General features: G+C 71.8%; 20 protein-coding genes and 1 riboswitch. Of the genes, 5 read left to right on the forward strand and 15 right to left on the reverse strand.

What is annotated here, in order from left to right:
* Window positions 1–244: 244 nt before the first annotated feature.
* Complete coding sequence (locus ACIBIW_RS15905) at window positions 245–2,032, forward strand: AMP-dependent synthetase/ligase (protein WP_399336311.1); 1,788 nt, start codon at window positions 245–247, stop codon at window positions 2,030–2,032.
* A 76-nt stretch (window positions 2,033–2,108) separates the two neighbouring features.
* On the opposite strand, the gene ACIBIW_RS15910 is transcribed toward ACIBIW_RS15905, so the two are convergent.
* Window positions 2,109–3,251, reverse strand: coding sequence for a glycosyltransferase family 4 protein (locus ACIBIW_RS15910; RefSeq protein ID WP_399336313.1), 1,143 nt, complete (start codon window positions 3,249–3,251; stop codon window positions 2,109–2,111).
* Window positions 3,252–3,360: 109 nt separating this feature from the next.
* On the opposite strand from ACIBIW_RS15910, the gene ACIBIW_RS15915 reads away from it, so the two are divergent.
* Window positions 3,361–4,746: a glycosyltransferase 87 family protein gene (locus ACIBIW_RS15915; protein ID WP_399336315.1), complete on the forward strand. Its 1,386-nt coding sequence runs from the start codon at window positions 3,361–3,363 to the stop codon at window positions 4,744–4,746.
* A gap of 37 nt (window positions 4,747–4,783) precedes the next feature.
* Here the strand turns inward: ACIBIW_RS15915 and ACIBIW_RS15920 are convergent, their stop codons facing one another.
* The 4 genes from ACIBIW_RS15920 to ACIBIW_RS15935 form a co-directional block, all read right to left on the reverse strand.
* Window positions 4,784–6,025: a hypothetical protein gene (locus ACIBIW_RS15920; RefSeq protein ID WP_399336317.1), complete on the reverse strand. Its 1,242-nt coding sequence runs from the start codon at window positions 6,023–6,025 to the stop codon at window positions 4,784–4,786.
* A 45-nt stretch (window positions 6,026–6,070) separates the two neighbouring features.
* Entirely contained in the window at window positions 6,071–7,081 is a 1,011-nt protein-coding gene (locus tag ACIBIW_RS15925; protein WP_399336319.1) for an NlpC/P60 family protein, read from the reverse strand.
* Between the two features lie 319 nt (window positions 7,082–7,400).
* Window positions 7,401–8,429, reverse strand: coding sequence for an NlpC/P60 family protein (locus ACIBIW_RS15930; RefSeq protein ID WP_399336726.1), 1,029 nt, complete (start codon window positions 8,427–8,429; stop codon window positions 7,401–7,403).
* A 394-nt stretch (window positions 8,430–8,823) separates the two neighbouring features.
* Window positions 8,824–10,173, reverse strand: a complete 1,350-nt coding sequence (locus ACIBIW_RS15935) for an NYN domain-containing protein (protein WP_399336321.1) — start codon at window positions 10,171–10,173, stop codon at window positions 8,824–8,826.
* A 480-nt stretch (window positions 10,174–10,653) separates the two neighbouring features.
* Between ACIBIW_RS15935 and ACIBIW_RS15940 the strand changes: the two genes are divergently transcribed.
* Window positions 10,654–11,334 (forward strand): rhomboid family intramembrane serine protease, encoded by a 681-nt coding sequence (locus ACIBIW_RS15940; protein ID WP_399336728.1) that lies wholly within the window; start codon window positions 10,654–10,656, stop codon window positions 11,332–11,334.
* Window positions 11,331–11,612, forward strand: a complete 282-nt coding sequence (locus ACIBIW_RS15945) for an Lrp/AsnC family transcriptional regulator (protein ID WP_399336323.1) — start codon at window positions 11,331–11,333, stop codon at window positions 11,610–11,612. Before ACIBIW_RS15940 ends, ACIBIW_RS15945 begins: the two co-directional genes overlap by 4 nt.
* A gap of 40 nt (window positions 11,613–11,652) precedes the next feature.
* On the opposite strand, the gene ACIBIW_RS15950 is transcribed toward ACIBIW_RS15945, so the two are convergent.
* The 6 genes from ACIBIW_RS15950 to ACIBIW_RS15975 all read right to left on the reverse strand — a co-directional run bounded on the left by ACIBIW_RS15950 (window position 11,653) and on the right by ACIBIW_RS15975 (window position 18,891).
* Window positions 11,653–13,008, reverse strand: a complete 1,356-nt coding sequence (locus ACIBIW_RS15950) for an aminotransferase class V-fold PLP-dependent enzyme (protein WP_399336325.1) — start codon at window positions 13,006–13,008, stop codon at window positions 11,653–11,655.
* Window positions 13,009–13,043: 35 nt separating this feature from the next.
* Window positions 13,044–13,163, reverse strand: a riboswitch (SAM riboswitch).
* A 329-nt stretch (window positions 13,164–13,492) separates the two neighbouring features.
* On the reverse strand, window positions 13,493–14,554 hold the full coding sequence (gene trpD, locus ACIBIW_RS15955) for an anthranilate phosphoribosyltransferase (protein ID WP_399336327.1): 1,062 nt from the start codon (window positions 14,552–14,554) through the stop codon (window positions 13,493–13,495).
* A 125-nt stretch (window positions 14,555–14,679) separates the two neighbouring features.
* On the reverse strand, window positions 14,680–16,320 hold the full coding sequence (locus ACIBIW_RS15960) for a cytochrome bc complex cytochrome b subunit (RefSeq protein WP_399336329.1): 1,641 nt from the start codon (window positions 16,318–16,320) through the stop codon (window positions 14,680–14,682).
* Window positions 16,321–16,322: 2 nt separating this feature from the next.
* On the reverse strand, window positions 16,323–17,399 hold the full coding sequence (locus ACIBIW_RS15965; protein WP_399336331.1) for a Rieske 2Fe-2S domain-containing protein: 1,077 nt from the start codon (window positions 17,397–17,399) through the stop codon (window positions 16,323–16,325).
* Window positions 17,396–18,205, reverse strand: coding sequence for a c-type cytochrome (locus ACIBIW_RS15970; protein WP_399336333.1), 810 nt, complete (start codon window positions 18,203–18,205; stop codon window positions 17,396–17,398). Before ACIBIW_RS15970 ends, ACIBIW_RS15965 begins: the two co-directional genes overlap by 4 nt.
* A 65-nt stretch (window positions 18,206–18,270) precedes the next feature.
* The gene (locus ACIBIW_RS15975) at window positions 18,271–18,891 is read right to left on the reverse strand and encodes a heme-copper oxidase subunit III (RefSeq protein ID WP_399336335.1); all 621 of its coding nucleotides are present in this window, start codon (window positions 18,889–18,891) and stop codon (window positions 18,271–18,273) included.
* A 203-nt stretch (window positions 18,892–19,094) separates the two neighbouring features.
* Here ACIBIW_RS15975 and ACIBIW_RS15980 point away from each other — a divergent pair, with 203 nt between their 5' ends.
* The gene (locus ACIBIW_RS15980) at window positions 19,095–19,496 is read left to right on the forward strand and encodes a hypothetical protein (RefSeq protein WP_399336337.1); all 402 of its coding nucleotides are present in this window, start codon (window positions 19,095–19,097) and stop codon (window positions 19,494–19,496) included.
* Window positions 19,497–19,534: 38 nt separating this feature from the next.
* Here ACIBIW_RS15980 and ACIBIW_RS15985 read toward each other — a convergent pair whose 3' ends face one another.
* The 4 genes from ACIBIW_RS15985 to coxB all read right to left on the reverse strand — a co-directional run bounded on the left by ACIBIW_RS15985 (window position 19,535) and on the right by coxB (window position 24,062).
* The gene (locus ACIBIW_RS15985) at window positions 19,535–20,803 is read right to left on the reverse strand and encodes an Ig-like domain-containing protein (RefSeq protein ID WP_399336339.1); all 1,269 of its coding nucleotides are present in this window, start codon (window positions 20,801–20,803) and stop codon (window positions 19,535–19,537) included.
* 141 nt (window positions 20,804–20,944) lie between these two features.
* The gene (locus ACIBIW_RS15990) at window positions 20,945–21,343 is read right to left on the reverse strand and encodes a cytochrome c oxidase subunit 4 (RefSeq protein WP_399336341.1); all 399 of its coding nucleotides are present in this window, start codon (window positions 21,341–21,343) and stop codon (window positions 20,945–20,947) included.
* The gene (gene ctaD, locus ACIBIW_RS15995; RefSeq protein ID WP_399336343.1) at window positions 21,340–23,073 is read right to left on the reverse strand and encodes a cytochrome c oxidase subunit I; all 1,734 of its coding nucleotides are present in this window, start codon (window positions 23,071–23,073) and stop codon (window positions 21,340–21,342) included. Before ctaD ends, ACIBIW_RS15990 begins: the two co-directional genes overlap by 4 nt.
* Entirely contained in the window at window positions 23,070–24,062 is a 993-nt protein-coding gene (gene coxB / locus ACIBIW_RS16000; protein ID WP_399336345.1) for a cytochrome c oxidase subunit II, read from the reverse strand. Before coxB ends, ctaD begins: the two co-directional genes overlap by 4 nt.
* Between the last annotated feature and the right edge of the window lie 77 nt (window positions 24,063–24,139).

Genomic DNA, 24,139 nt, shown 5'->3' on the forward strand with positions numbered 1-24,139 from the left:
CACTACTGTGCGCGGGGTGGTGGTCCCGCCCGCGGTGCGGCAGACAGATGACCCTGCCCCCTACCGAAGCCGCGGTACCGGCGAGTAACCTCCGGGGGGCCCACTGTGCTCGGGTTGTCCGCGGATCGGCGGCTTTCGCCCCGGCGGCGACCATGAGCGCCCCGCACGATGCAGGGACCCGCGTCGGCGCTCGTCACCTCCCCGGGGGCGCCGTGGCGCCGGTGTCCGTTGAGGAGCAACAGCCTTGCGTGAGTTCAGTCTACCGGCCCTGTACGAGGTCCCAGCCGACGGCAATCTCACCGACATCGTCCGCGGCAACGCCGCACGGCACCCCGACAGCCCCGTCATCGCGCGCAAGGTGGCGGGCCGTTGGCGGGAGGTGAGCGCCGCCGCGTTCCTCGGCGAGGTGCGGGCGGTCGCGAAGGGGCTGGTCGCGAGTGGGGTGCAGCCGGGCGACCGGGTGGCCCTGATGTCCCGTTCGCGCTACGAGTGGGTGCTGTTCGACTTCGCCATCTGGACCGCGGGCGGGGTCACGGTGCCGGTGTACGACACCAGTTCGGCCGAGCAGGTGCGGTGGGTGCTCGGCGACTCGGGCGCGGTGGCCTGCGTGGTGGAGCTGGACGCGCACGCCGGGGTGGTGGCCTCGGTGCGGGACGAGGTGCCGGCGCTCGCGCACGTGTGGCAGATCGAGGCGGGCGGGGTCGAGGAGCTGCGACGCGCGGGCGAGGGCGTCGCGGACGCCGTCGTCGACGAGCGCGCCGCGAGCGCCCGCGCCGACGACCCGGCGACCGTCGTCTACACCTCGGGCACCACGGGCCGTCCCAAGGGCTGTGTGCTGACGCACCGCAGCTTCTTCGCGGAGTGCGGCAACGTCGTCGAGCGGATGCGCCCGCTGTTCAGGGACGGCGGCTCGGTGCTGCTTTTCCTGCCGCTGTCGCATGTCTTCGGCCGGCTGGTGGAGGTGGCGTCGATGATGGCGCCGCTGACCCTGGGCTGTGTGCCCGACGTCAAGCAGCTCACCGAGGAGCTGGCGGCGTTCCGGCCGACGCTGATCCTCGGGGTGCCCCGGGTCTTCGAGAAGGTCTTCAACGCGGCCGCCGCCAGGGCGCGGGCGGACGGCAAGGGGAAGATCTTCGACCGGGCCGCGGAGACCGCCGTCGCCCACAGCAGGGCCAGGGACACCCCAGGCGGCCCCTCGTTCGGGCTGCGGCTGCGGCACGCGGTCTTCGACCGGCTGGTGTACGCGCGGCTGCGCGCGGTGCTCGGCGGCCGGGGCGAGTACGCGATCTCGGGCGGCGCCCCGCTCGGGGAGCGGCTCGGCCACTTCTTCCGCGGCATCGGCTTCACCGTCCTTGAGGGGTACGGCCTCACGGAGTCCTGCGCGGCGACCACGTTCAACCCCTGGGACCGGCCGAAGGTCGGCACGGTGGGCCAGCCGCTGCCGGGCTCCGTGGTGCGGATCGCCGACGACGGCGAGGTGCTGCTGCACGGCGAGCACCTGTTCCGCGGCTACTGGAACAACCCGGAGGCCACCCGCGAGGCCCTGGCCGACGGCTGGTTCCACACCGGCGACGTCGGCACCCTCGACGAGGACGGCTATCTGCGGATCACCGGCCGCAAGAAGGAGATCATCGTCACCGCGGGCGGCAAGAACGTGGCCCCGGCGGTGATCGAGGACAGGATCAGGGCGCACGCGCTGGTCGCGGAGTGCATGGTGGTCGGCGACCAGCGCCCGTTCGTGGCCGCGCTGGTCACCCTCGACGAGGAGTTCCTCGGCCACTGGGCGCGCGAGCACGGCAAGCAGCCCGACCCCGGGGCGCTGCGCACGGACCCGGAGCTGCTGGCGGAGCTTCAGCGCGCCGTGGACGACGGCAACGCCGCGGTCTCCAGGCCGGAGTCGGTACGCAAGTTCCGGGTGTACCCCGGCCAGTTCACCGAGGAGTCGGGCCATCTGACCCCGTCCATGAAGCTGAAGCGCGCCGCGGTGGCGAAGGATTTGGCGGACGAGATCGAGGCACTGTACGAGAGCTGAGGGCTGAGCGGCGGGCGGGGACCGGGTAGTGAGCGCCGGGCGGGGACCGGACCGGGGCCTGGAGTGGCCCCGGCCGCTACAGCAGTTCCTTGAGCCGTTCGGCGAGCAGGTCCCACCGCCAGGTCTCCTCCACCCAGCCGCGCCCCCGCTCCCCCAGGCGCCTGCGCAGCACCGGGTCTTCGAGCAGGGACACGACGCGGTCCGCGGTGGCGCCCGGGTCGCCGCCGCGCACCACCCACCCGGTCTCGCCGTCGAGGACGGCGTCGGGCGCGCCCCCGGAGTCACCGGCCACGACGGGCAGCCCGGTGGCGGACGCCTCCAGGTAGACGATGCCGAGGCCCTCCACGTCGAGCCCGCCGCGGCGGGTGCGGCAGGGCATGGCGAAGACGTCGCCCGCGCCGAAGTGCGCGGGCAGCGCAGCCCGGGGCACCGGGCCGGTGAAGCGGACCGCGTCCCCGAGCCCCCGCTCCCGTACCAGCGCCCGCAGCCTTTTCTCGTAGGGACCGCCGCCCACGATGAGCAGCACCGCGTCCGGCACGGCGGCGAGCACCCGGGGCATCGCCGCGATGAGGGTGTCCTGGCCCTTGCGCGGCACGAGGCGCGAGACGCACACCACCACGGGGCGCCCGGCAAGGCCGAGCCCCGCGCGGACCTCGGCGCCCCCGGAGCCCGGGTGGAAGACCTTCTCGTCGACGCCCGGCGGCAGCCGCACCATCCGGGCGGCGGCCTCGGGGGTGAGCGCGGCGGCGATCCTGGAGCGGGTGTACTCGCCCAGGTACGTGACCGTGTCGGTGCGCTCCCCGATCGCGCGCAGCAGCGACCTCGCGCCGGGCAACTGCGCCCAGCCCGCCTCGTGGCCGTGGGTGGTGGCGACGATCCTGGTGGCCCCCGCGGCGCGCAGCGCGGGCGCCATGAGGCCGAGCGGCGCGGCGGCGCCGAACCAGACGGAGGTGCAGCCGTGCTCCCGCAGCAGCGCGGTGGCGCGGCGGGTGACGCGGGGGGTGGGCAGCAGCATCGTGGTGCGGTCGCGCACGACCTGGAAGGGCTGCTCGGCGTCGAAGTCGGCGGTGGCCCGCGCGCCCTGCCTGCCGCGCTTCCAGGTGGACGCGTAGACCAGGAAGCGCCCGGGGTCGAGGCGCAGCGCCATGTTGTGCAGAAACGTCTGGATTCCGCCAGATCGTGGCGGGAAGTCATTGGTGACGATCAGAGTCTTGTGCATCGCCGCCGACAGTACCGAACGGACCGCCCGTGTGGTCCGGGTGCCGCGGGGACCGGCATCATGACCCGCGTCGGACCACGAGCAGCACGGAGCAAGGGAGCAGGTGGGCATGAGGGCCGCACGGGAGAACGGGTTCCCAGGGCGGTGGGCGGCCCTCGCGGTGTGGTGCCTCACCAGGACGGCGCTGCTGTTGTGCGTGCTCAAGGTGCTCACGGTGCCGGGGCCCGACGTCACCAGCGACGTGTCGGTGATCTACCACGGCTGGTACGACGTGCTCACCTCGGGCACCTTCCCGGTCGGCGACGTGACCTGGCAGTACCCGCCGGCCGCCGCGCTGCCGGTGCTCGCGCCCGGCGCGCTGCCGTTTCTCTCGTACCCGCACGCCTTCTTCGTGCTGGCGCTGCTGGCGGACGCGGTGGTCTACGGGCTGCTGGCGTACGCCTGCCGCGGCGGGGGCCGCTCGGCCGCGGGTGTCTGGGTGTGGGTGTGCGGGGTGCCGCTGCTCGGCCCCACGGTGCTCTCCCGGTACGACGTGATGGTCACCGCGGTGGCGGTGGCGGCGCTGCTCGCGGGGGCGCGGCGGGCCAGGAGCCTGGGGGTGCTGGCGGCGTTCGGGGCGCTGCTGAAGGTGTGGCCGGTGTTCGTGCTGCTCGGCACCCCGCGGGGGCGCCCCACCCGGGCCTCCTGGACCACCGCGGCGGTGACGGCGGCGGTGCTGCTCGGCGGGGCGTGGCTGTGGCTGCCGGGCTCGCTCGACTTCCTGACGGCGCAGCGGGACCGGGGCACGGAGGTGGAGTCGCTCGGCGCGCTGGTGTTCCAGTTCGCCAGGCACCACGGGTGGCAGGGCGAGGTGCGGCTGAACTACGGCTCGGTGGAGTTCCTCGGCCCGCATGTGGCGCTGGTGAGCGACGCCGCGCAGGCGCTCTCGGTGCTGGCGCTCGGCTGGCTGGTGCTGTGGCGGCTGCGGGCCCGGGTGCGCACCCCCGGCACGCCCGCGGACGCGGCGTTCGTGGCGGTGCTGCTGTTCACCACCACGAGCCGGGTGATCAGCCCCCAGTACATGGTGTGGCTGCTGGGGCTCGGGGCGGTGTGTCTGACGTACCGGCGCGGGCGCATGGTCGCGCCGGTGTGCCTGGTGCTGGCCGCGACGGCGGTGACGCTGCTGGAGTTCCCGCTGGGCTTCGGGCACGTGGTGGCGGGCGACACGCTGGGGGTGACGCTGCTGGTGCTGCGCAACGGGCTGCTGGTGGCGGCCTGCGGGCTGGCGGGGTGGCGGCTGTGGCGGTCGACCGTGGGGCCGCGCGCCGAGGAGCGCGCGGCGGGCGTGGCAGGCGCGGCGGGGGCGCGGGGGCGGCACGCGCGCGCCGCGGCGCTCCCGGGGGCGCAGGGGCCGTCGGCGCCGTCCTCCGGGCCGTCAGGGCCGCCCGCGGCATCCGAGCCGTCCGCACGGTCCGGGGAGGGGCCCGACGGGGTGCTGGGGCCTCCGCGGGCCTGAGCGCGGCGCCGGTCACGGGGCGCGGTCGGGGCCGCGGTCACGGGGTGGCCGCGGTGAGTGCCTTGCGTACGTAGGCGCGCCACTGGGCCGTGAAGTCGTCGAGCCCGGTGTCGAGGACGTCGTGCAGGGCGGACTCGACGGCACCCTCGCGCGCGTCATGGGTGCCGACCCTGGCGTAGAAGGCGCGCAGCCGGTCCTCGCCCCAGCGTTCGGCGATCATGCGGCAGGCCAGCCAGCCGCCCTCGTACGCCTCGGCGAGCGGGTCGGCGGCGCGGGCGAAGCCGAAGTCGGCGTCGGTGGGCAGGCCGGCCGGCTGGTGCCCGGCGAGCACCGCCCGGCGCAGCTCCGGGGCGATCTCGGGGGCGGTGCGCCCGCTGCCGCGGTAGCCGGACCAGTCCGCGTAGCCCTCGGAGAGCCAGAGCGGGGTGGCGGCGGTGGTGGCGGAGCGGGTGGCGACATGGGTGGTCTCGTGGGTGAGGACGACCTGCTGGCCGAAGTCGCCGAGGACGCCGTACGCCTCCGGGTTGACGACGATGCGGTCGGCGGGGGCACGCGGGATGCCGCCCGCCTCGCCGGTGGTGACCGCGGCGATGCCCCGGTAGCCGGAGGCGGGCGAGCCGAGCAGGTCGCCCATGGCGTTCAGGGAACCGGGCACCTCGACCACGATCCGGCGGGCCCAGGCCCCGCCCCAGGCGTCCGTGACGGCGGGCACGGCGCGGTCGGCGAGGGCGGCGAAGTGCCGCAGCCTTGCGGTGTCCTGGCCGACGCCGAGCACCAGGCTGTGGGTGCCGCGCACGACTCGCACCCGGCCCTGCTCCCACAGTTGGCGCGACGCCTTCTTCGCGGGGGTGTCGGCGGTGACGTACCAGCGGCCCCGGCTCTCCCGGAGCCGTACGGTGCGCCGCGAGGTGAGCGGGGCGGCGTCGAAGCCGGTGAGCCGGTAGCCGAGTTCGGCGTCCGCGGTGGCGGTGTGCCCCGAGCGGTGGAAGCCGGTGACGCGGTAGGTGAGGGAGGCGAGCGGCACGTCGGCGAGGTTGTCGAACCAGGTCGCCGAGCGGTGCTCCGCCGCGGTGTCGGCGCCCCGGCCGCCGGTGGTGAGGAACCCGGACTCGTCCCGGCCGATGAGGTCGTGGGCCCGCCGGTCGAGCAGCCGCTGCACCCGGGCGCGCTCGGGGTCGGCCGCCGCGCGCGGCGCGCAGCCGCCGGCGAGGGCCGGGCCGAGCAGCAGGAGCAGCGCGAGCGCGGCCCGCGCCGCCCGCACACCGCCGTGACCCGCCACGCCCAAATCGTACGAGACCCGGGGCGGGCGGGCGTACGGCGGCGCTCAGACGCGGGTGACGGAGGAGATCGGGAGCATCCCGACGGGGTCGGTGCGCACCCGGGCACCGGGGTGCGGGGCGTGCACCACCATGCCGCCGCCGATGTACATGGCGATATGGCTCGCATCCTGCCGGTAGGCGACGAGGTCGCCGGGGCGCGCCTGGGAGAGCGGCACCGAGCGGCCCGCGTACCGCTGCTGCTGGGACGTGCGCGGCAGCGAGATCCCGGCCTTGGCGTACGCCCACTGCATCAGTCCCGAGCAGTCGAAGGCGTTCGGGCCCGAGGCCCCCCAGACGTAGGGGCTGCCGATGGCGGAGCGCGCGGCGGCGACGGCGGCCGCGGCGCGCCCGGAGACCCCCGTGGGCCACTGGGCCGCCGAGCCGCCGCCCTGTCGCTCGCGGTGGCCGACGAGGCGCCGCACGGCGGCGATCTTGCGGGCCACGGTGCGCTTGTGGCGGGCGAGGGCGGCACGGGACGCGGTCAGCTCCCGCAGCTTGCGCTCGGTCTCGGCCTCGCGCTGGGAGAGGGTGCGCTGCGCGGTGCGCAGGGCGGCGAGTTCGCTGACGCGGCGCTGTCCGATGCGGCCGAGGGTCTCGGCGCGGTCGAGGTAGCCGTCCGGGTCGGAGGAGAGCAGCAGCCGCAGCGCGGGGTCGACGCCGCCTGAGCGGTACTCGGCGCGGGCGAGCGGGGCGATCTGGTCGCGCAGGTCGTTCACGCGCTGCTTGCCGCGGGCGAGTTCGTCCCGGGCGCCGGCGACCCGGCGGCCGAGCGCGGTGACGCGCTCGTGGACGGCGTTGTACGCCTCGGTGGCGGTCTCGGCTTCGTGGTAGAGCCTGCCGATCTCGGCGGGGCTGCCAGGCGGCCGCTCGGGCGGCGCCGCGGTCGCGGGCGCCACCAGGGTGGCGGCGGTGGCCGTCACCGCCGAGACGGCGGACAGGGCCGACAGGACGGTGACTCGGGTGCCTTGGCGCTTCCGGCCGTGACCGGAGGCTGCCGTGCGTCGATGCGCTCCCACGGGCGACCGCTCTCCCTCGTGCCAACGGGTCCCCCCGCGTGGGGGATGCGGTGCCCGAGAGTAATCGCGCGACTACGCTCAGGCCAGGCACCCGCGCCGGGTACGGGCGGTAACCCGGGGCCCTCTGCGCAGGTCACCGGCGCGTACGGGGCCCTTGGGGGGCGAGCGCAATTCCCTCGTTCGGGGGCACGGCGCGCGGCGGGGGGCCGCTGGGGCGAGCGAACGTCCCGCCCCCGCCCGCCCGTTCGGGCGGTGACACGCGCGGCGCCCCCGGCCGTGGTGGCCGGGGGCGCCGTGGGGAAGTGCGGGGGCGCGGCGGTCAGATGCGCACGCCGAACTCGAACGGCATGGCGCTCAGCGACTCGTAGCGCACGGAGGCGCCGGTGTGCGGGGCGTGCAGGATCTGGCCGTTGCCCGCGTAGAAGCCGACGTGGCTGAGGTCGCCGTAGAAGAGCACGAGGTCGCCGACCTGGAGCTGGCTCTGCGAGTAGATGCGGGTGCCCGCGTTGGCCTGCGCCTGGGAGGTGCGGGGGATGGAGACGCCCGCCTGCGCGTAGGCCCAGGAGGTGAGCCCCGAGCAGTCGAAGGAGGAGGGGCCTGCCGCGCCGTAGACGTAGGGCGAGCCGATGACGCTCTGTGCCGCGGCGTAGGCGGAGCCCGCGCGCCCCGAGGGGGCCTTGGCGCCGGTGCCGATGGCGGTGCGCTCGCTGTCCCGGCTGGCGCGGTTCTCCTGGTCGTCGAGCTGCTGCTTCTCCTTGGCGGTCAGCGTGTTGAGCAGCTTCTGCGCCTCGGCGAGCTTGTCCTTGACCTGGGTTTTCTTCTTCTTGAGCTGGGTGCGGGTGGTGGAGAGGTCCTCAAGCTTCTGGGACGCCTCCTTGCGCTTCTGGGCCAGGGAGCGCTGCTTCTCCTGGATCTTCTTCAGCGCCTCGACCTGCTGTCCGCTGAGCTGGTCGAGGGTGGACGCCTTGTCGAGGTAGCTGTCCGGGTCGGAGGAGAGGAAGAGCTGCACGGAGGGGTCGATGCCACCGGAGCGGTACTGGGCGTTGGCCAGTGAACCGAGGCCGTCGCGGAGGTCGTTCAGCTCCCCCTGCCCGCGAGCGACGGTGTCCTGGAGGTCGCTGACCTCCTTCTCCAGCTTCTCCTGCTTCTCCTTGGCCCCGTTGTACTTCTCGGTGGCCTTCTCCGCCTCCTCGTAGAGCTTGTCGACCTTCGACTTGACCTCTTCCTTGCTCGGCTTGGGATCGGCCTGGGCGGTCTGCGAGGTCAGGGCCACCGCCGCTGCGGCGGTGAGGGTGAGCACGCTCACGCGGGCGCGGCTCGCCTGCTTGGGTCGACGGTGGGACGCCACGAAGGCGGTCTCCTTCTTCCTTCGACCGCCTCCGAGATGCCGGAAGGCGGTGAACTCCACCGGCGCTCCCGCTGAGCGACCAACCGAGCGGAGGTTCGAGGCCAGACCCTAGTGACCTTCTTGTGATCAGTTCAAATCCCGATGGGAAAAAACTCTGTTGCGAAGCTCATTCTTTACTCATAACTCACTGCCCGTGATCCCAATCTGACCAAATGTTGCCCGCATTAGGCAGTAATTCGGGCATACGAGCCACACGTTACTGATGGTGCTTAGGTGACCGTCCGGGTGATCATGGGCTCACGGCGGCGGAGCGAACGGCTCCGGTCGGAATGCGTTTAAGAGTCAACAGCAAACAGACAAAAGGGAGTCGGGGGCTCCGGGAACGGAGCGGCGCTCAGCCGTGCGACAGCCGCTTCAGCAGCACCGCGGACGCGACGGGGCGCGCGCCCGCCTTCGCCACGCCGTCCGCGACCTCACGGTCGGTCGACACCACGATCACCGGGCGGCCCGGCGGCTCGGCCCGCACCAACTGCCTGATCAGCTCGTCCGCGGTGACCCCGGGCTTCGAGAACAGCACCCGTACCCCGCGCGGCGGCGCGAGCAGCACGGGCGCCGCAAGCTCCGCGCCGTCGAACACACAGGTGACCTCGGCGCCCGTCTGTACCGCGAGGAGCGAGAGCGCGCCGAGCAGCCGCAGCCGCTGCTTGTCCAGCGGCATCTGCGGATAGCCGGTCTTGGTCACGTTGTAGCCGTCGACGACCAGATGGGCCTGGGGCAGTGCCAACAACTGGTCGAGAATGGCCGGATCGTGCTCCGACAGGGCGCGTGCGGCGATGTCCTTCGGCGTCATACGCCCCGGCTCCACCGCGTCCACGGTCTGCGCGGGCAGCGTCGACACCGGCGGCAGCGCCAGCTCCCTGCGCAGCCCCTGGGCGGCGCCGAGCAGGGTGTCGAGCAGCAGCCGCACCCGCATGTCCTCCATGCTGCGGCCCTCGCGCGCGGCCCGCCTCGCGGCTTCGAGCGCCGCCTCCGCCTCCCCCAGGCGCGCCTTGAGCCGCCTGGTCTCGCTCTCGGCGGCGGACAGTTGGGACTGGCTCTCGGTGCGCGCCGCCTCCGTCTCCAGACGGGCCTTGCGCACGGCGGCCTCGCCGCGCCTGATGTCGCTGAGCGCGGCGCGCAGCTTGCGGTGCAGCGCCTCGCCCTCCCTGCGGGCCGCGTCAAGCTCCTCGCGCAGCGCCTCCGACTGCCGCCGCGCGCCCTCCCTGGCCTCGGCCAGCTCCTCGCGCAACTGCCGCAGTTCGGCGCGGGTGCGGTCGTCGGCGCGCTCCGCGTCGGCACGCTGCACCTCCTCGCCCGCCGCCGTGACCAACTTCACCCAGCCGGTGGGCCGCAGCACATACGCCGCGGCGGCCACCTCAAGGGGGTCGGCCGCCGGGGGCGGGGTGCCGGAGTCCAGGGCCCCGCACAGCTCGGGCTCGGCCTCCCGCAGCCGCTCCGCGATGCGCTGCCTGAACAGCGGCTCGCTCTCGACCGCCGACGCCATCGCGTTCCCCGCGAACTTCGCCCGCCTGCTCGGCGTGAAGCGCGCGTACTGCCGGAGCTGGGTGGGCAGTTCGGCGACCGTGAGCCCGCCGAAGCCGTCGGATACGATCCGCACGACCCTGCGGCGCACACCCTCGGGCAGCGGGCGGTCGAGCACCTCAGCGGTGCCGTCGTCCGGCTCCCCGCCTGCGCTCTCCACCATCCGTCACCCCACTTGCTCAGTGGCGCCGCTCCCGGGGGAGACGGCACCGCGCGTCTTCACGGAACAGGTCCACCGCGGACCGGCTCCCGGCCGCCCCGTCGCCGCGCCTTCCGTACGGCGCTTCGCGACGATGGTCTCATCGGCCGCCCTTCGCTCTGCTGTTCTCTCTCCGCTCGCGGCCGCGCCGCCCCGAGCGCCACCCGGGCGCGGACGGCGCACGCCGTGGTGAGACCATACGCACGGCGCACGCCTCCCGGGTTTCCCGTGTTCGGATGTTTACTCGGCACACCGCGGCGCGGGCCGCCGTGGGCCGTCTCCGGTTGCACGGCGCGTTCGGCTCGTAACCCTACGGCCTTACCCGCGGCCCGCGCTCGGGTGCGGCGCACGGCGAGGCGCGGCGCCGCGGCGGTCCCGCTGCGCCATGATCGGTCCGTGATCGGCAGGGGACGCGGCCGCGAGGGCCTGGTGACCGGCGCGCTCATGCTGGGCTGTGTCCTGGCGTTCGTGCTCGGCCCCGCCACGGGCTTCGGGCACGGCGACGCGGCGGCCAGGGACCTCGCGGCGCACGCGTACTACGACCACTGGGGCGTCGTCCCCGCCCGGCTGCTGCACGGCCCCGTGCGCGGCGCCTGGACCCTGGTCACCGCCCTGTTCGTGCACGGCGGCTGGCCGCACCTGCTCGGCAACATGCTCTTCCTGTACGTCTTCGGCGCCCTGGTCGAGGAGCGCCTCGGCCGGCTGCACTACGCGCTGTTCTACGTGGCCGCCGGCGCGCTGGCGCTGCTGGGGTACGCCCTGGCGAACGGCGGCTCGCAGCAGGCGCTCGTGGGCGCCTCCGGGGCGATCTCGGCGGTGCTCGGGGCGTTCCTGCGGCTCTTCCCCGGCGCCCGGGTCACCAGCCTCTTCCCGTTCCTGTTCTTCCTGCCGCTGCGGTTTCCGGCCTGGGTGGTGCTGCCGTTCTGGCTGGCGTTGCAGTGGCTCGCGGCCCGGGGCGCGGACGGCGCCGCGGGCGCCGGAGGGGTGGCCTACCTGGCCCATCTGATCGGCTTCGCGCTGGGCTTCGGGTACGCGTGGACCGTGTACGGGCGCGGCGCCGGACGCCGTGCGGGCGGATACAGTGGTACGCCAGCCAGGGCGAGCGAGGGAGACAGCGCACCGTGATCACCGCGATCGTGCTCATCAAGACCAGCGTGGACCGCATCCCGGAGATCGCCGAGTCGATCGCCGCGCTGGACAGCGTCAGCGAGGTGTTCTCCGTGACCGGCACCTACGACCTGATCGCGATGGTGCGGGTGGCGGCCCACGACGAACTCGCCGACATCATCCCGGGCCGGATCAGCAAGATCCCCGGCGTGGTCGCCACCGACACCCACGTGTCGTTTCGCGCGTACTCCCAGCACGACCTGGAGGCCGCGTTCTCCATCGGCCTCGACTCCTGACCCGGCGCAGGCTCAGCCGCAGCCGCGCGCCGGGGCACGCTCAGCCGCGGCCGCGCGCCGGGCGCCAGTGCCCGTCCTCGACCACGTAGTCGAGCCGCGCCCCGCGCCGCACCAGCTCCCCCACGGCCCGTACGAAGCGCTGCACGTGCTCGTCCGGCGTCCCCACGCCGAAGCTGACCCGTACCGCCCCCGAGGGCGCGTCGCCGCCGCACTCCCCAGCCGCGCCGTCCACCAGCGCCCTGACCAGCGGGTGGGCGCAGAAGAGGCCGTCGCGCACCCCGATGCCGTACTCGGCGGAGAGCGCCGCGGCGAGCCTGCCGCCGCTCCAGCCCGCGACCACGAACGACAGCACGCCCACCCGGGGCGCACCGGGTCCGAACAGCGAGAGCACCCGCACCCCCGGCACCGCCGCGAGCCCGTCGGCGACCCTGCGGACCAGGGCGTCCTCGCGCTCGGCCAGCGCGTCGAAGCCGGCCTCGGTGAGGGCGGTGCAGGCGGAGGCGATGGCGTGGGCGCCGATGACGTTGGGCGAGCCCGCCTCGTGCCGGGCGGCCCCGTCGTGCCAGACCACGTCGAGGCCGCCGCCGCCCTCGCGGGTGACGACCTGCCGTGAGGCGCCGCCGCCCGCCAGGTACGGCTCGGCCTCGGCGAGCCAGTCGGCGCGCCCGGCGAGCACCCCCGAGCCGAAGGGCGCGTACAGCTTGTGGCCCGAGAAGGCGACCCAGTCCACGTCGAGCGCGGTGATGTCCACGGCGCGGTGCGGGGCGAGCTGGGCGGCGTCGAGGACGATCCGCGCCCCGTGCGCGTGCGCCACCGACGCCAGCGCCGAGACCGGCCACAGCTCGCCGGTGACGTTGGAGGCGCCGGTGACGCAGACCAGCGCGGGCCGCGTCCTGTCCCGGTCGGCCAGCGCCTCGTCGAGGGTGCGCACCGCCTGCTCGTGGCTGCGGGGCGCGGGCAGGCAGACGGTGCCGTGGCCGCGCCAGGGCAGCAGCGCCGCGTGATGCTCGGTCTCGAAGACGAAGACCTGGCAGCCGCGCGGGAGCGCGCCCGCGAGGAGGTTGAGCGAGTCGGTGGTGGAGCGGGTGAAGACGACCTGGTCGCCGGGGCGGCAGCCGAGGAAGCGGGCGACGGTGGCGCGGGCGTCCTCGAAGAGCCGGGTGGAGAGCTGCGAGAGGTGGCCCGCGCCGCGGTGCACGCTGCCGTAGTACGGGGCGTAGGCGGCGACGTCGTCCCAGACGCGGCGCAGCGCGGGGGCGCTCGCGGCGTAGTCGAGGGCGGCGTAGGTGGTCTCACCGCCGGTGGCGAGCGGGACGCGGACGTCGTGGCCGAGGACTGCGAGCGGGAGCAGCGGCGCGAGGGCACGGGCGGGGGCGACGGGGGCGGCGGTGGACACGGATGTACCTCTCCTGGGGCCAAGGACCCCTGGGGGGTCCGCGCTTGCCGCGTCACCTTGCTGTGAGGCGGCCTGGTCTTCACCCGGGGGCACCCCGCCACGGACGGAGGGTTGCCGGACAGCGGGCCGGGGCCGTGTCGCTGTCACTCTTGACCTGCCGAAAAGTATGCCAGGTTCCCGCGGCGGCTTGGCAAGCGGTTCCCACATACCGGACTCATGGCGCGGGCGAGGGGGGCGCACGCGCCCACCCGGCACCGGGGCCGTGGCACGCGCCACGGCCCCTGGAGCTAGGGCGTGTCGTTTGGATCTTCGTGGACCAGGGTGCGGCGTCAGATGCTGGGGGTACCTCCCACGCCCTTCGGGCTGTGGGGGAGCATCGCAAGGCGGAGGATCGTCCTCGTACTGGGCGTACGTGGACGGTCCGACAACGCGGCGAGGTGCCGTAGCTGGCGTCGCGCCCCCGCGAAGATCCGAACGACACGACCTAGTTGGTGGCGGCCACCCACCGTTCGAGGCAGCGCCGCGCCGCGCCGCTGTCGACCGACTCGGCGGCGCGCTCCATGCCCGCCCTGATCTGGTCCTCAAGGGAGGCGGCCGTGGGGGCGAGGGCGACCAGGGCGGCCGCCGAGTTGAGGAGGACCGCGTCGCGCACGGGCCCGCGCTCGCCCGCGAGCAGCCGCCGTGCCACGTCCGCGTTGTACGAGGCGTCGCCACCGGCCAGCGCCTCCACGGGAACCAGGTCGAGCCCCACGTCACGGGGGTCGAAGGAGGTCTCGGCGACGGCGCCGTCCCTTATCACCCAGACCCGGGAGGTGGCGGTGGTGGTCAGCTCGTCCAGGCCGTCGTCGCCGCGGAAGACCAGCGCGGAGCAGCCGCGGGCCGCGAGCACCTGCGCCACGATGGGCGCCACCCGGGCGTCCGCGACACCGGTGGCCTGCGCCTCGACCTTGGCCGGGTTGGTCAGCGGGCCGAGGAAGTTGAACACGGTGCGGATGCCGAGCCCGGCGCGCGCGGCGGCGACATGGCGCAGCGCGGGGTGGAACTTCACGGCGAAGCAGAAGGTGATCCCCGCCTCCTCCGCCACCCGCGGCACCCGGGCGAGCGGCAGCTCCAGGTTGACGCCCAGCTTGCCGAGCACGTCGGAGGCGCCGCTGAGGGAGGAGGCGGCGCGGTTGCCGTGCTTGACGACCTTGGCGCCGGTGCCCGCGACCACGATGGCCGACATGGTGGAGATGTTGACCGTGTGGGCGCCGTCGCCCCCGGTGCCGACGATGTCCACGGTGGGTCCGGGGACCTCGATGACGTGGGCGTGCTCGTACATGGCGCGGACGAGTCCCGTGATCTCTGTCACGGTCTCGCCCTTGGCGCGCAGCGCGACCGCGAACCCGGCGATCTCCACGTCGGTCGCCTCGCCGCGCATGATCCGGTCCATGGCCCAGGCGGCGGTGTCGACGTCCAGGTCGTGGCCGTCCAGCAGCTCGTTCAGCACCAGCGGCCAGGACGGGCCCGCCGCGGTGCCGCCTCCAGCGGGTGTCACAGCGCTCATCTGCCGCTCCTGATGCCGTACGGGTGGGGAGGGTCCCCTGGTGCCACCCTATCCAGCCCCGGCACGCGGAAGGGCCCCGTCCGCTGTCACGGCGGACGGGGCCCTGCGGTCGCGGCGGAGGGCGGTCAGTGGTGGCCGTGGCCGCTGGTGATCTCCTGGTACTCCTCGGCGGTCGGCTTGGGGATCTGGTTCCCCTCGCCGTAGTAGCCCTTGGAGAGCCTGGAGCGCACCCGGGTGCCGCGCGAGACCTGCCGCTCGACCCCGTTGTCGTCGACGCCGGAGCCGACATCGAGGGGCTTGTACTGCTCGTGCGCGGTGAGGGTGTGCAGCTCGTCCGCGTCCAGCGGCTCGTGGACCTCGATGAACTCACCGTGCGGCAGCCGCTTGATGATGCCGGACTCGCGCCCGTGCAGCACCTTGTCGCGGTCGCGGCGCTGGAGGCCGAGGCAGATCCGCTTGGTGATCAGGAACGTGACGACCGGCGCCACGAAGAAGGCGATCCGCACGAACCAGGTGATCGAGTTGATCGACAGGTGGAAGTGCGTGGCCCACAGGTCGTTGCCGCCGCCGATCATCAGCACGAAGTACCAGGTGATCCAGGCGACGCCAAATGCGGTGCGGGTCGGCACGTTCCGCGGCCGGTCCAGGATGTGGTGCTCGCGCTTGTCCCCGGTGACCCAGGACTCGATGAACGGGTACACCGCGATCGCGGTGAGCACCACCGGCAGCAGGAGCAGCGGGATGAACACCCCGAGGACGAGGGTGTGCCCCGCGACGTTGATCTCCCAGCCCGGCATGGCGCGGATCAGCCCCTCGGCCATGCCCATGTACCAGTCGGGCTGGGCGCCCGTGGAGACCTGGTCGGGCTTGTAGGGGCCGATGGACCAGATCGGGTTGATCGAGGCGATCGCCGCGAGGATCGCGATGACACCGAAGACCAGGAAGAAGAAGCCGCCCGCCTTGGCCATGTAGACCGGCATCAGCGGCATGCCGACGACGTTCTTGTTGGTCCTGCCCGCGCCCGCGAACTGGGTGTGCTTGTGGTAGAAGACCAGGATCAGGTGGCCCACCACCAGGCCGAGCATGATGCCGGGCAGCAGCAGGATGTGGACCGAGTAGAACCGGGCCACGAAGTCGCCGCCGGGGAACTCCCCGCCGAAGAGGAAGAACGACAGGTACGTGCCGACGATCGGCACGGACAGGATCGCGCCCTCCATGAAGCGGACGCCCGTGCCGGACAGCAGGTCGTCGGGGAGCGAGTAGCCGGTGAACCCGGTGAACATGCCGAGCACGAACAGCAGGAAGCCGAACAGCCAGTTGACCTCGCGCGGCTTGCGGAAGGCGCCCGTGAAGAAGACACGCATCATGTGCACGAACATGCCGGCGAGGAAGACCAGCGCCGCCCAGTGGTGGATCTGCCGGATGAGCAGACCGCCGCGGACCTCGAAGCTGATGTGCAGGGTGGAGTTGAACGCCTCCGACATCATCTGGCCCTGCAACGGGAGGTAACTGCCGTGGTACTCCACCTCGTTCATCGACGGGTGGAAGAACAGCGTCAGGTACACACCCGTGAGGATGATGATGATGAAGCTGTAGAGGCAGACCTCGCCCAGCATGAAGGACCAGTGGTCCGGGAAGATCTTGCGGAGGTTGGCCTTGGCCAGGGAGTAGATCCCGAGGCGGCCGTCCGCCCAGTCCGCGATCTTCTCCCCGGCGGGTGCCTGGCGCCGGTCGGCGTCGGTGGAAGTGGTACTCGTCGCACTCATCGTCATCCACGCTCCCAGAAGGCAGGACCGACGGGCTCCTGGAAGTCGTCGAGGGCTTCCAGGTATCCGTCACTGTTCACGCCGATCCGCAACTGCGGCAGTGCGTGACCGGCCGGGCCGAAGATCACCTTGGCGCCGTCCGCGAGGTCGAACGTCGACTGGTGGCAGGGGCAGAGCACGTGGTGGGTCTGCTGCTCGTACAGCGAGATCGGGCAGCCGACGTGGGTGCAGATCTTGGAGTACGCGACGATGCCCTCGTGCGACCAGTCCAGCTCGCGCTTGTCCTTGATGTCGCCGGGCTGCAACCTGACGATCATGAGCGCCGCCTTGGCGATCTGCTCCTGGTAGTCCTCCTGCTTCTCCTCAAGGCCCTCGGGCTTGGCGAAGGTCAGGGAGCCGACGGTGACGTCGGAGGGCCGCAGCGGCTGGTCGGTGTTCATGTTGACGAGCAGCTTGCCGCGCTTCCACTGGGTGTGGCGCAGCTTGTCCTCGGGGAGCAGGCCGAGGTCGCGCAGCAGGACGAGGCCGGAGAGCGGCACGAGCGCCAGGGCGCCGAACAGGGTGGTGCGGATCAGCGGCCTGCGGCCGAACGCGGAATCCTTGGCGCCCTGCTTGAAGTCGGCGACGACCTTCGACTTCACCTCGGGCTCCGCCTCGATGGCGTGCCGCTCGTCGGCGATCTCGGCGTCCGACATCAGGGTGCGCGCCCAGTGCACGGCGCCCGCGCCGATGCTGAACAGGGCGATGCCCAGGGTGAGGCCCAGGGTGAAGTTCAGCGCGCTGAGGTGGCCGATCGGGAAGACGTAGATCGACTTGTCGGGGTCGATGGCGACGTAGGCCGCGATGAAGCCGACGGTGCACAGCATGGACAGCGTGAACAGCAGCGCGACCAGGCGCTCCGAGCGCTTCGCGGCCTGTTCGTCGATGTCCTGGACGCGGTGCTCGTGCGGCGGCAGGCCGGGGTCGGCGAAGGGGTCCTTGTCGCCGCCCCTGGCGAGGGCGCCGTGCTCGCCCCCGGCGTCCCCGTGGGCCTGGATCTCCCCGTGGGGCTCTTCTTCTGGCATGTCGTGGCTACTCATGACTTCTTGGCCTTTGCGGTCCGTGCGGCGACCCAGGTGGCGACGGCGATCAGCGCACCGAGACCGAAGACCCAGGCGAACAGGCCCTCACTGACCGGACCGAGGCCGCCCAGCTTGAGGCCGCCCTGGTTGGTCGTCTCGTCGCTGTTGACCGCGTGCAGATAGGCGATGATGTCCTTCTTGTTCTTCGTGGGCATCGTCGTGTCGGGGAACGACGGCATGTTCTGCGGGCCGGTCTGCATGGCCTCGTAGACGTGCTTGGGGTCGACGTTCTCCAGGTTCGGCGCGGACTTGCCGTTGGTCAGGGCGCCGCCCTCGCCGGAGAAGTTGTGGCACTGCGCGCAGTTGGTGCGGAACAGCTCCCCGCCCTTGGCGACGTCGGCCCCCGCGGGGTTGTAGTCGTCCTCGGTCGGGCGGGAGGGACCGGCGCCGAGGGAGGCCACGTACGCGGCGAGCTGGTCGATCTCGGCCTGCGAGTAGACGACCTTCTTCTTCGGGGCCTGGGGGCCCTGCTGCTGGAGCGGCATCCGGCCGGTGCCGACCTGGAAGTCGACGGCGGCGGAGCCGACTCCCACCAGGGACGGGCCGTCGGACGTGCCCTGCCCGCCGGTCCCGTGGCAGCTTGCGCAGCCCACCGCGAAGAGCTTCTTCCCCTCGTCGATGGCGAGGGACTGCGAGGTTTCATCGGCCTGCGCCTTGTCCGCGGGCGCGAACGCGGTGTACAGCCCCCCGGTGGCCGCCAGCGCGAGGAGTAGGACGACGACCGCCGCCAGCGGATGGCGTCGTCGTGCGGAGAGCTTTTTCACGGATTACCCCGGTGTCAGGATCTTCTGCGTCGATGCTTCAGGAGGGGTCGGGCCTCTGGCCCGGACTACTTGATCAGGTAGATCGTGGCGAAGAGGCCGATCCAGACGACATCGACGAAGTGCCAGTAGTAGGACACGACGATGGCGGCGGTCGCCTGCGAATGGGTGAATCTGCGGGCCGCGTAGGTGCGGCCGAGGACCAGCAGGAAGGCGATGAGCCCGCCCGTCACGTGCAGTCCGTGGAAGCCGGTGGTCAGATAGAAGACCGAGCCGTACGGGTCGGAGGAGAGGGAGATGCCGTCCTCCTTGACGAGGCTCGTGTACTCGTACACCTGCCCGCCGATGAAGATCGCGCCCATGACGAACGTGACGATGAACCACATGCGGAGCTTCTTCACGTCCCCGCGCTCGGCCGCGAACACACCGAGCTGGCAGGTGAACGAGGAGAGCACCAGGATCACCGTGTTGGTGCCCGAGAACGGCCGGTTGAGATGGTCGGCCATTTCCTTCCAGTGATCGGGGCCCGTCACCGATCGCAGGGTGAAGTACATCGCGAAGAGGGCCGCGAAGAACATCAGCTCGGAACTCAGCCAGATGATGGTTCCGACACTGGTGAGGTTCGGCCGGTTCACCGACGGGTGCGCGTGCCCGGTTTCTACTGTCGTTGCTGTCGCCACGACCGACATTATGTCGGTCCCTTATGTGGCGCTCACTCCGGGGGGTGCTGTTCGGTGTGTTGACACGCTGTGCGCTGCTCATACGGCTCAGCGGGCGCACCGGCAGGGCCGGTGTCGGCCCGGGCGGCGAAGGGGTAGCATCCGCGCAACGGCTCCCGTAGATCTCCCGGCCGGGGCGCCGCTCGACCGGCCGGGACAGGCATGGAGGAACGATGCAGGCGAAGGCCACGGTCCTGGTCTACAGCGACGACGCCAATGTCCGCGAGCAGGTGCGCCTGGCGACCGGCCGCCGGCCCGCCATGGACGTGCCCGAGGTCGAGTTCGTCGAGTGCGCGACCCTGCCTGCCGTCCTCAAGGAGATGGACCAGGGCGGCGTGGACGTCTGCGTCCTGGACGGCGAGGCGGTCCCGGCGGGCGGCATGGGCGTGTGCCGCCAGCTCAAGGACGAGATCTTCCACTGCCCGCCCGTGCTGCTGCTGATGGGCCGCCCGCAGGACGCCTGGCTCGCCACCTGGAGCCGCGCGGACTCCGCGGTGACGCTTCCGGTCGACCCGGTGGAGTTCGCCGACGCGCTGGCCGCGCTGCTGCGCACCCGGCTCGCCGTCGGCGCGTAGCCCCCTGGCCTCCCCGGCGCGCGGGCGGCCCCTCGCCCTCAGACCTGGGGGCGCAGCCGTGCCGCCTGCACGGAGGGCACCGCGTCGGAGCCGGTGTCGTTGGTGCCCGAGCCGGTGACGGCGCTGCCCTGGCGCCACTTGGGCCAGGAGAGGTTCCAGTCGCCGAAGCCGTTGTCGAACGGTGTCATCTCGTCGCCGTCGCTGCCGACGACCTTGACTATGTCCCCGACGTGCACCGTGTTGAAGAACCACTCGGCGTCGTCGGTGCTCATCCCGGTGCAGCCGTGGCTGGTGTTGGCGCTGCCCTGCGAGCCCACGGACCAGGGCGCCGCGTGCACGTACTCGCCGCTCCAGGTCACCCGGGTGGCCCAGTGCACCGGCAGGTCGTACGAGTCCCCGCTGCCCGCGGCGATGCCCACCGTGGAACTGCGCATCCGTACGAACGCCTCCTTGCCGAGGACGACCTTGACGCCGTTGCGGGTCTCGAACCCGGGCTTGCCCGTGGTGACGGGCAGGTCGTTTATCTCCTCGCCGTTGCGGTAGACCGTCATGCGGTGCGAGGAGGCGTCGGTGACGGCCTCTATCTTGTCGCCCGTGGTGATCCGCAGCGGATTGGAGTCGCCGCCCCACATGCCGCCGCCGATCTTTATGCCCTTGAGGCCGCTGCGTACTTCTATGGTGGCGTGCGCGGGCCAGTACGCGCGGGGCCGGTAGTGCAGCTCCCTGCTGCTCACCCAGTACCAGCTCCCCTCGGCGGCGGGGCGTGACTGCACGCTCAGGGCGCGCTCCACGACGGCCCTCGCGGCCTTGTCCTTGACGGGGCTGCTGAGCTTGGCGGTGATGGGCTGGCCGACGCCGTACTCGCCCTTCTTGGGGCCGAACTCGACCTTGAGGACGTTCTTGTGCCGGGGGTTCGCGGTGGCGAAGCTGACGACCTTGCGGCCGGGGGCGCCGTCGCTGTTCTCGGTGCTGACGCGCAGCGTGTAGTGGGCGCCCGAGGCGAGCGGGGCGGTGCTGTGCCAGCGGCTGCCGTCGTCGGAGAGGCGGCCCGGCAGGTAGCGGCCCGTGGCGTCGACGGCGGTGACGTCGGTGATGCGCCCCTCGCCGGACTTCGAGGAGATCTCCAGGGGCTTGTCGGGGTCGGCGTCGGCGCCCTTCTTGATGCCGCCGAAGGAGAGCTGGGCGGCCGCGTCGTAGGGGGCGGAGGAGAGCGAGTCGTCCGAGCCGCAGGCGGTGGCCGTGCCGACGAGGGCGAGGACCAGCAGGCAGCAGCCGGTGACCGTGCGGGTACGCGGTGAGTGGTTCATGCCCTCAACGTAGGAACGCGGCACCGTTCCGGCGCGCGCTGTGGGCCGTTCGAGGGGTCTCGGGGCCGGTCAGCTGGGCCGTACGCGTGAGCCCGGACCCTCCGCTGCGGAGTGTCCGGGCTCGGCGCGCGGGCGCGTGTGCTACTGGTTCTGGCTCTCGCCGCGGTAGTACTCGAAGACCCAGCCGAAGAGGCCGATCATGATGACAGGGGCCGAGAAGTACAGCAGCCACCAGCCGATGGCGATGCTCAGGAAGGCGAGCGCGCCACCGAGCCCGAGGGCGAGCGGCTGCCAGCTGTACGGGCTGAAGAAGCCCACCTCGCCGGCGTCGTCGGCGACGTCGGCCTCCTGGTTGTCCATCGCGCCGGTGTCGACCCGGCGGGCGGTGTACGACAGGTAGAAGCCGATCATCACGCTCAGCCCGAAGGCGAGGAACAGCGCGGTGGTGCCCGCGGGCTCCTTCGACCACACCCCGTACACGATCGCCATGACCAGGATGAACACGCTGAGCCAGACGAACATCTTGCCCTGGAGCTTCACTGTCCGGCCTCCTTGCCGCCCGACACGGCGCCCGCGTGCTCCGGCACGTTCTCAAGCTGGTCCATGGCGGCGATCTCCGGGTGGTGCAGGTCGAACGCCGGGGACTCGCTGCGGATGCGGGGCAGGGTGAGGAAGTTGTGCCGCGGGGGCGGGCAGCTCGTGGCCCACTCCAGCGAGCGGCCGAAGCCCCAGGGGTCGTCGACCTCGATCTTCTTGCCGTACTTGGCGGTCTTCCAGACGTTGTAGAGGAACGGCAGGATCGACAGGCCGAGGACGAACGAGCTGATCGTGGAGACGGTGTTCAGCGCGGTGAAGCCGTCGGCCGCCAGGTAGTCGGCGTACCGGCGCGGCATGCCCTCGGCGCCCAGCCAGTGCTGGACGAGGAAGGTGCCGTGGAAGCCGCAGAACAGCGTCCAGAAGGTGATCTTGCCGAGCCGTTCGTCGAGCATCTTGCCGGTGAACTTGGGCCACCAGAAGTGGAATCCGGCGAACATCGCGAAGACCACGGTGCCGAACACCACGTAGTGGAAGTGCGCGACCACGAAGTACGAGTCGGAGACGTGGAAGTCCAGCGGCGGCGACGCCAGGATGACGCCGGTCAGACCACCGAAGAGGAAGGTGATCAGGAAGCCGATGGACCAGAGCATCGGTGTCTCGAACGACAGCGATCCCTTCCACATCGTGCCGAGCCAGTTGAAGAACTTCACTCCTGTCGGTACCGCGATCAGGAATGTCATGAAGGAGAAGAACGGGAGGAGGACTCCGCCCGTGACATACATGTGGTGCGCCCAGACGGTCACGGAAAGACCGGCGATGGCGATGGTGGCGCCAATGAGGCCGCCATATCCGAACATCGGTTTTCGACTGAATACCGGAATGATTTCGGAAATGATGCCGAAGAATGGAATGGCGATGATGTACACCTCTGGATGGCCGAAGAACCAGAAGAGGTGTTGCCACAGCAGTGCCCCGCCGTTCGCCGCGTCGAAGACGTGGGCCCCGAATTTCCTGTCGGCCTCAAGAGCGAAGAGCGCGGCGGCGAGGACGGGGAAGGCGATGAGGACGAGCACACCGGTCAGCAGCACGTTCCACACGAAGATCGGCATGCGGAACATCGTCATGCCGGGGGCGCGCATGCAGATGATGGTCGTGATGAAGTTGACCGAGCCGAGGATGGTGCCGAAGCCGGAGAAGGCCAGACCCATGATCCACATGTCGGCGCCGACACCGGGCGAGCGGACCGCGTCGGACAACGGCGAGTAGGCGAACCAGCCGAAGTCGGCGGCGCCGCTCGGGGTGAGGAAGCCGCCCACCGCGATCAGCGAGCCGAAGAGGTAGAGCCAGTACGCGAACATGTTCAGCCGCGGGAAGGCCACGTCGGGCGAGCCGATCTGGAGCGGCATGATCCAGTTGGCGAACCCGGCGAACAGCGGCGTCGCGAACATCAGCAGCATGATCGTGCCGTGCATCGTGAACGCCTGGTTGAACTGCTCGTTCGACATGATCTGCGTGCCGGGCCTGGCCAGCTCGGCGCGCATGAACAGGGCGAGGACGCCGCCGATGCAGAAGAAGGCGAAGGACGTCACCAGGTAGAGCGTGCCGATGGTCTTGTGGTCGGTGGTGGTGAGCCACTTGACCACGGTGGCGCCGGGCCGCCTGACGCGTTCCGGCGGCTCGCTCACCGCCGTGCCCGCCGCCGCGGCACCCTGGGGTTCGTTGAGGATGCTCACAGGTTGTTCGTCTCCCGGTTCTTCTCGTGGCCCGTCTGTGCGATACCGGCCGGGACGTAACCGGTCTGGCCCTTCTTCGCCAGGTCCTCAAGGTGCTGCTGGTAGCGCTCGGGCGAGACGACCTTGACGTTGAACAGCATCCTGGAGTGGTCCACGCCGCACAGTTCGGCGCACTTGCCCCGGAAGGTGCCCTCCTTGTTGGGGGTCACCTCGAAGGCGTTGGTGTGGCCCGGGATGACGTCCATCTTCATGAGGAACGGCAGCACCCAGAAGGAGTGGATGACATCGCGTGAGGTCAGCACGAAGCGGACCTTCTCGCCCTTCGGCAGCCACAGGGTCGGGCCCGGGTTGCCGTTCTGCGGGTTGCGCTCACCGGGGGTGCCGACGTCGTACACGCCGCCCGCGTCCGCCGGGAACTTGTCCTTGAACCGGTCCGGGATCGCGGCGAGTTCCTTGGCCGACTTGGCGTTTCCGGTCGAGCCCTGCACGTCCTCGACGTAGTTGAAGGCCCAGCTCCACTGGAAGCCGACCACGTTCACCGTGTGCTGGGGCTTGTCGGACGTGTCGAGCAGCTTCGACTCGTCGCGCGCGGTGAAGTAGAAGAAGACCGCGACGATGACGATCGGGACCACGGTGTACAGGCCCTCGATGGGCATGTTGTACCGGGTCTGCGCGGGCACCTCGACCTTGGTGCGGGCGCGCCGGTGGAAGACCACGCTCCACAGGATGAGACCCCACACGAGCACACCGACGGCGAGCGCGGCCGCCCACGAGCCCTGCCACAGGGACAGGATGCGCGGTGCCTCCTCCGTGGTGGGCGTGGGCATACCGAGGCGGGGGAAGTCCTTGTAGGTGCAACCGGTGGCGGTCGCCAGGATCAGGCCCGCGGTCAGCACCTGCGCAAGCTTCCGCCGCATCGGGCGCCGCGACATGGGGGTACCGCCCACGCCCTTACGGCGATGGGGGAGGTCGGAGCCGTTGGGACTCACGTAGCGCCTTCCCGAGAGTTTCGCCCGCGCGGTCCGTTTCGGCCTTCTCGGTGGTCGTGCGCCGTACCGCGGCGGGC

Source organism: Streptomyces sp. NPDC050560, from assembly GCF_044457285.1.
Taxonomy (GTDB): domain Bacteria; phylum Actinomycetota; class Actinomycetes; order Streptomycetales; family Streptomycetaceae; genus Streptomyces.

What these genes read in the sequence shown, in the direction of transcription:
- ACIBIW_RS15910 (WP_399336313.1), bottom strand. Translation starts at nt 3,251, where the DNA reads ATGCACAAGACTCTGATCGTCACCAATGACTTCCCGCCACGATCTGGC.
- ACIBIW_RS15915 (WP_399336315.1), top strand. Translation starts at nt 3,361, where the DNA reads ATGAGGGCCGCACGGGAGAACGGGTTCCCAGGGCGGTGGGCGGCCCTC.
- ACIBIW_RS15935 (WP_399336321.1), bottom strand. Translation starts at nt 10,173, where the DNA reads ATGGTGGAGAGCGCAGGCGGGGAGCCGGACGACGGCACCGCTGAGGTG.
- ACIBIW_RS15940 (WP_399336728.1), top strand. Translation starts at nt 10,654, where the DNA reads ATGCTGGGCTGTGTCCTGGCGTTCGTGCTCGGCCCCGCCACGGGCTTC.
- trpD (WP_399336327.1), bottom strand. Translation starts at nt 14,554, where the DNA reads ATGAGCGCTGTGACACCCGCTGGAGGCGGCACCGCGGCGGGCCCGTCC.
- ACIBIW_RS15960 (WP_399336329.1), bottom strand. Translation starts at nt 16,320, where the DNA reads ATGAGTGCGACGAGTACCACTTCCACCGACGCCGACCGGCGCCAGGCA.
- ACIBIW_RS15965 (WP_399336331.1), bottom strand. Translation starts at nt 17,399, where the DNA reads ATGAGTAGCCACGACATGCCAGAAGAAGAGCCCCACGGGGAGATCCAG.
- ACIBIW_RS15975 (WP_399336335.1), bottom strand. Translation starts at nt 18,891, where the DNA reads ATGTCGGTCGTGGCGACAGCAACGACAGTAGAAACCGGGCACGCGCAC.
- ACIBIW_RS15980 (WP_399336337.1), top strand. Translation starts at nt 19,095, where the DNA reads ATGCAGGCGAAGGCCACGGTCCTGGTCTACAGCGACGACGCCAATGTC.
- ACIBIW_RS15985 (WP_399336339.1), bottom strand. Translation starts at nt 20,803, where the DNA reads ATGAACCACTCACCGCGTACCCGCACGGTCACCGGCTGCTGCCTGCTG.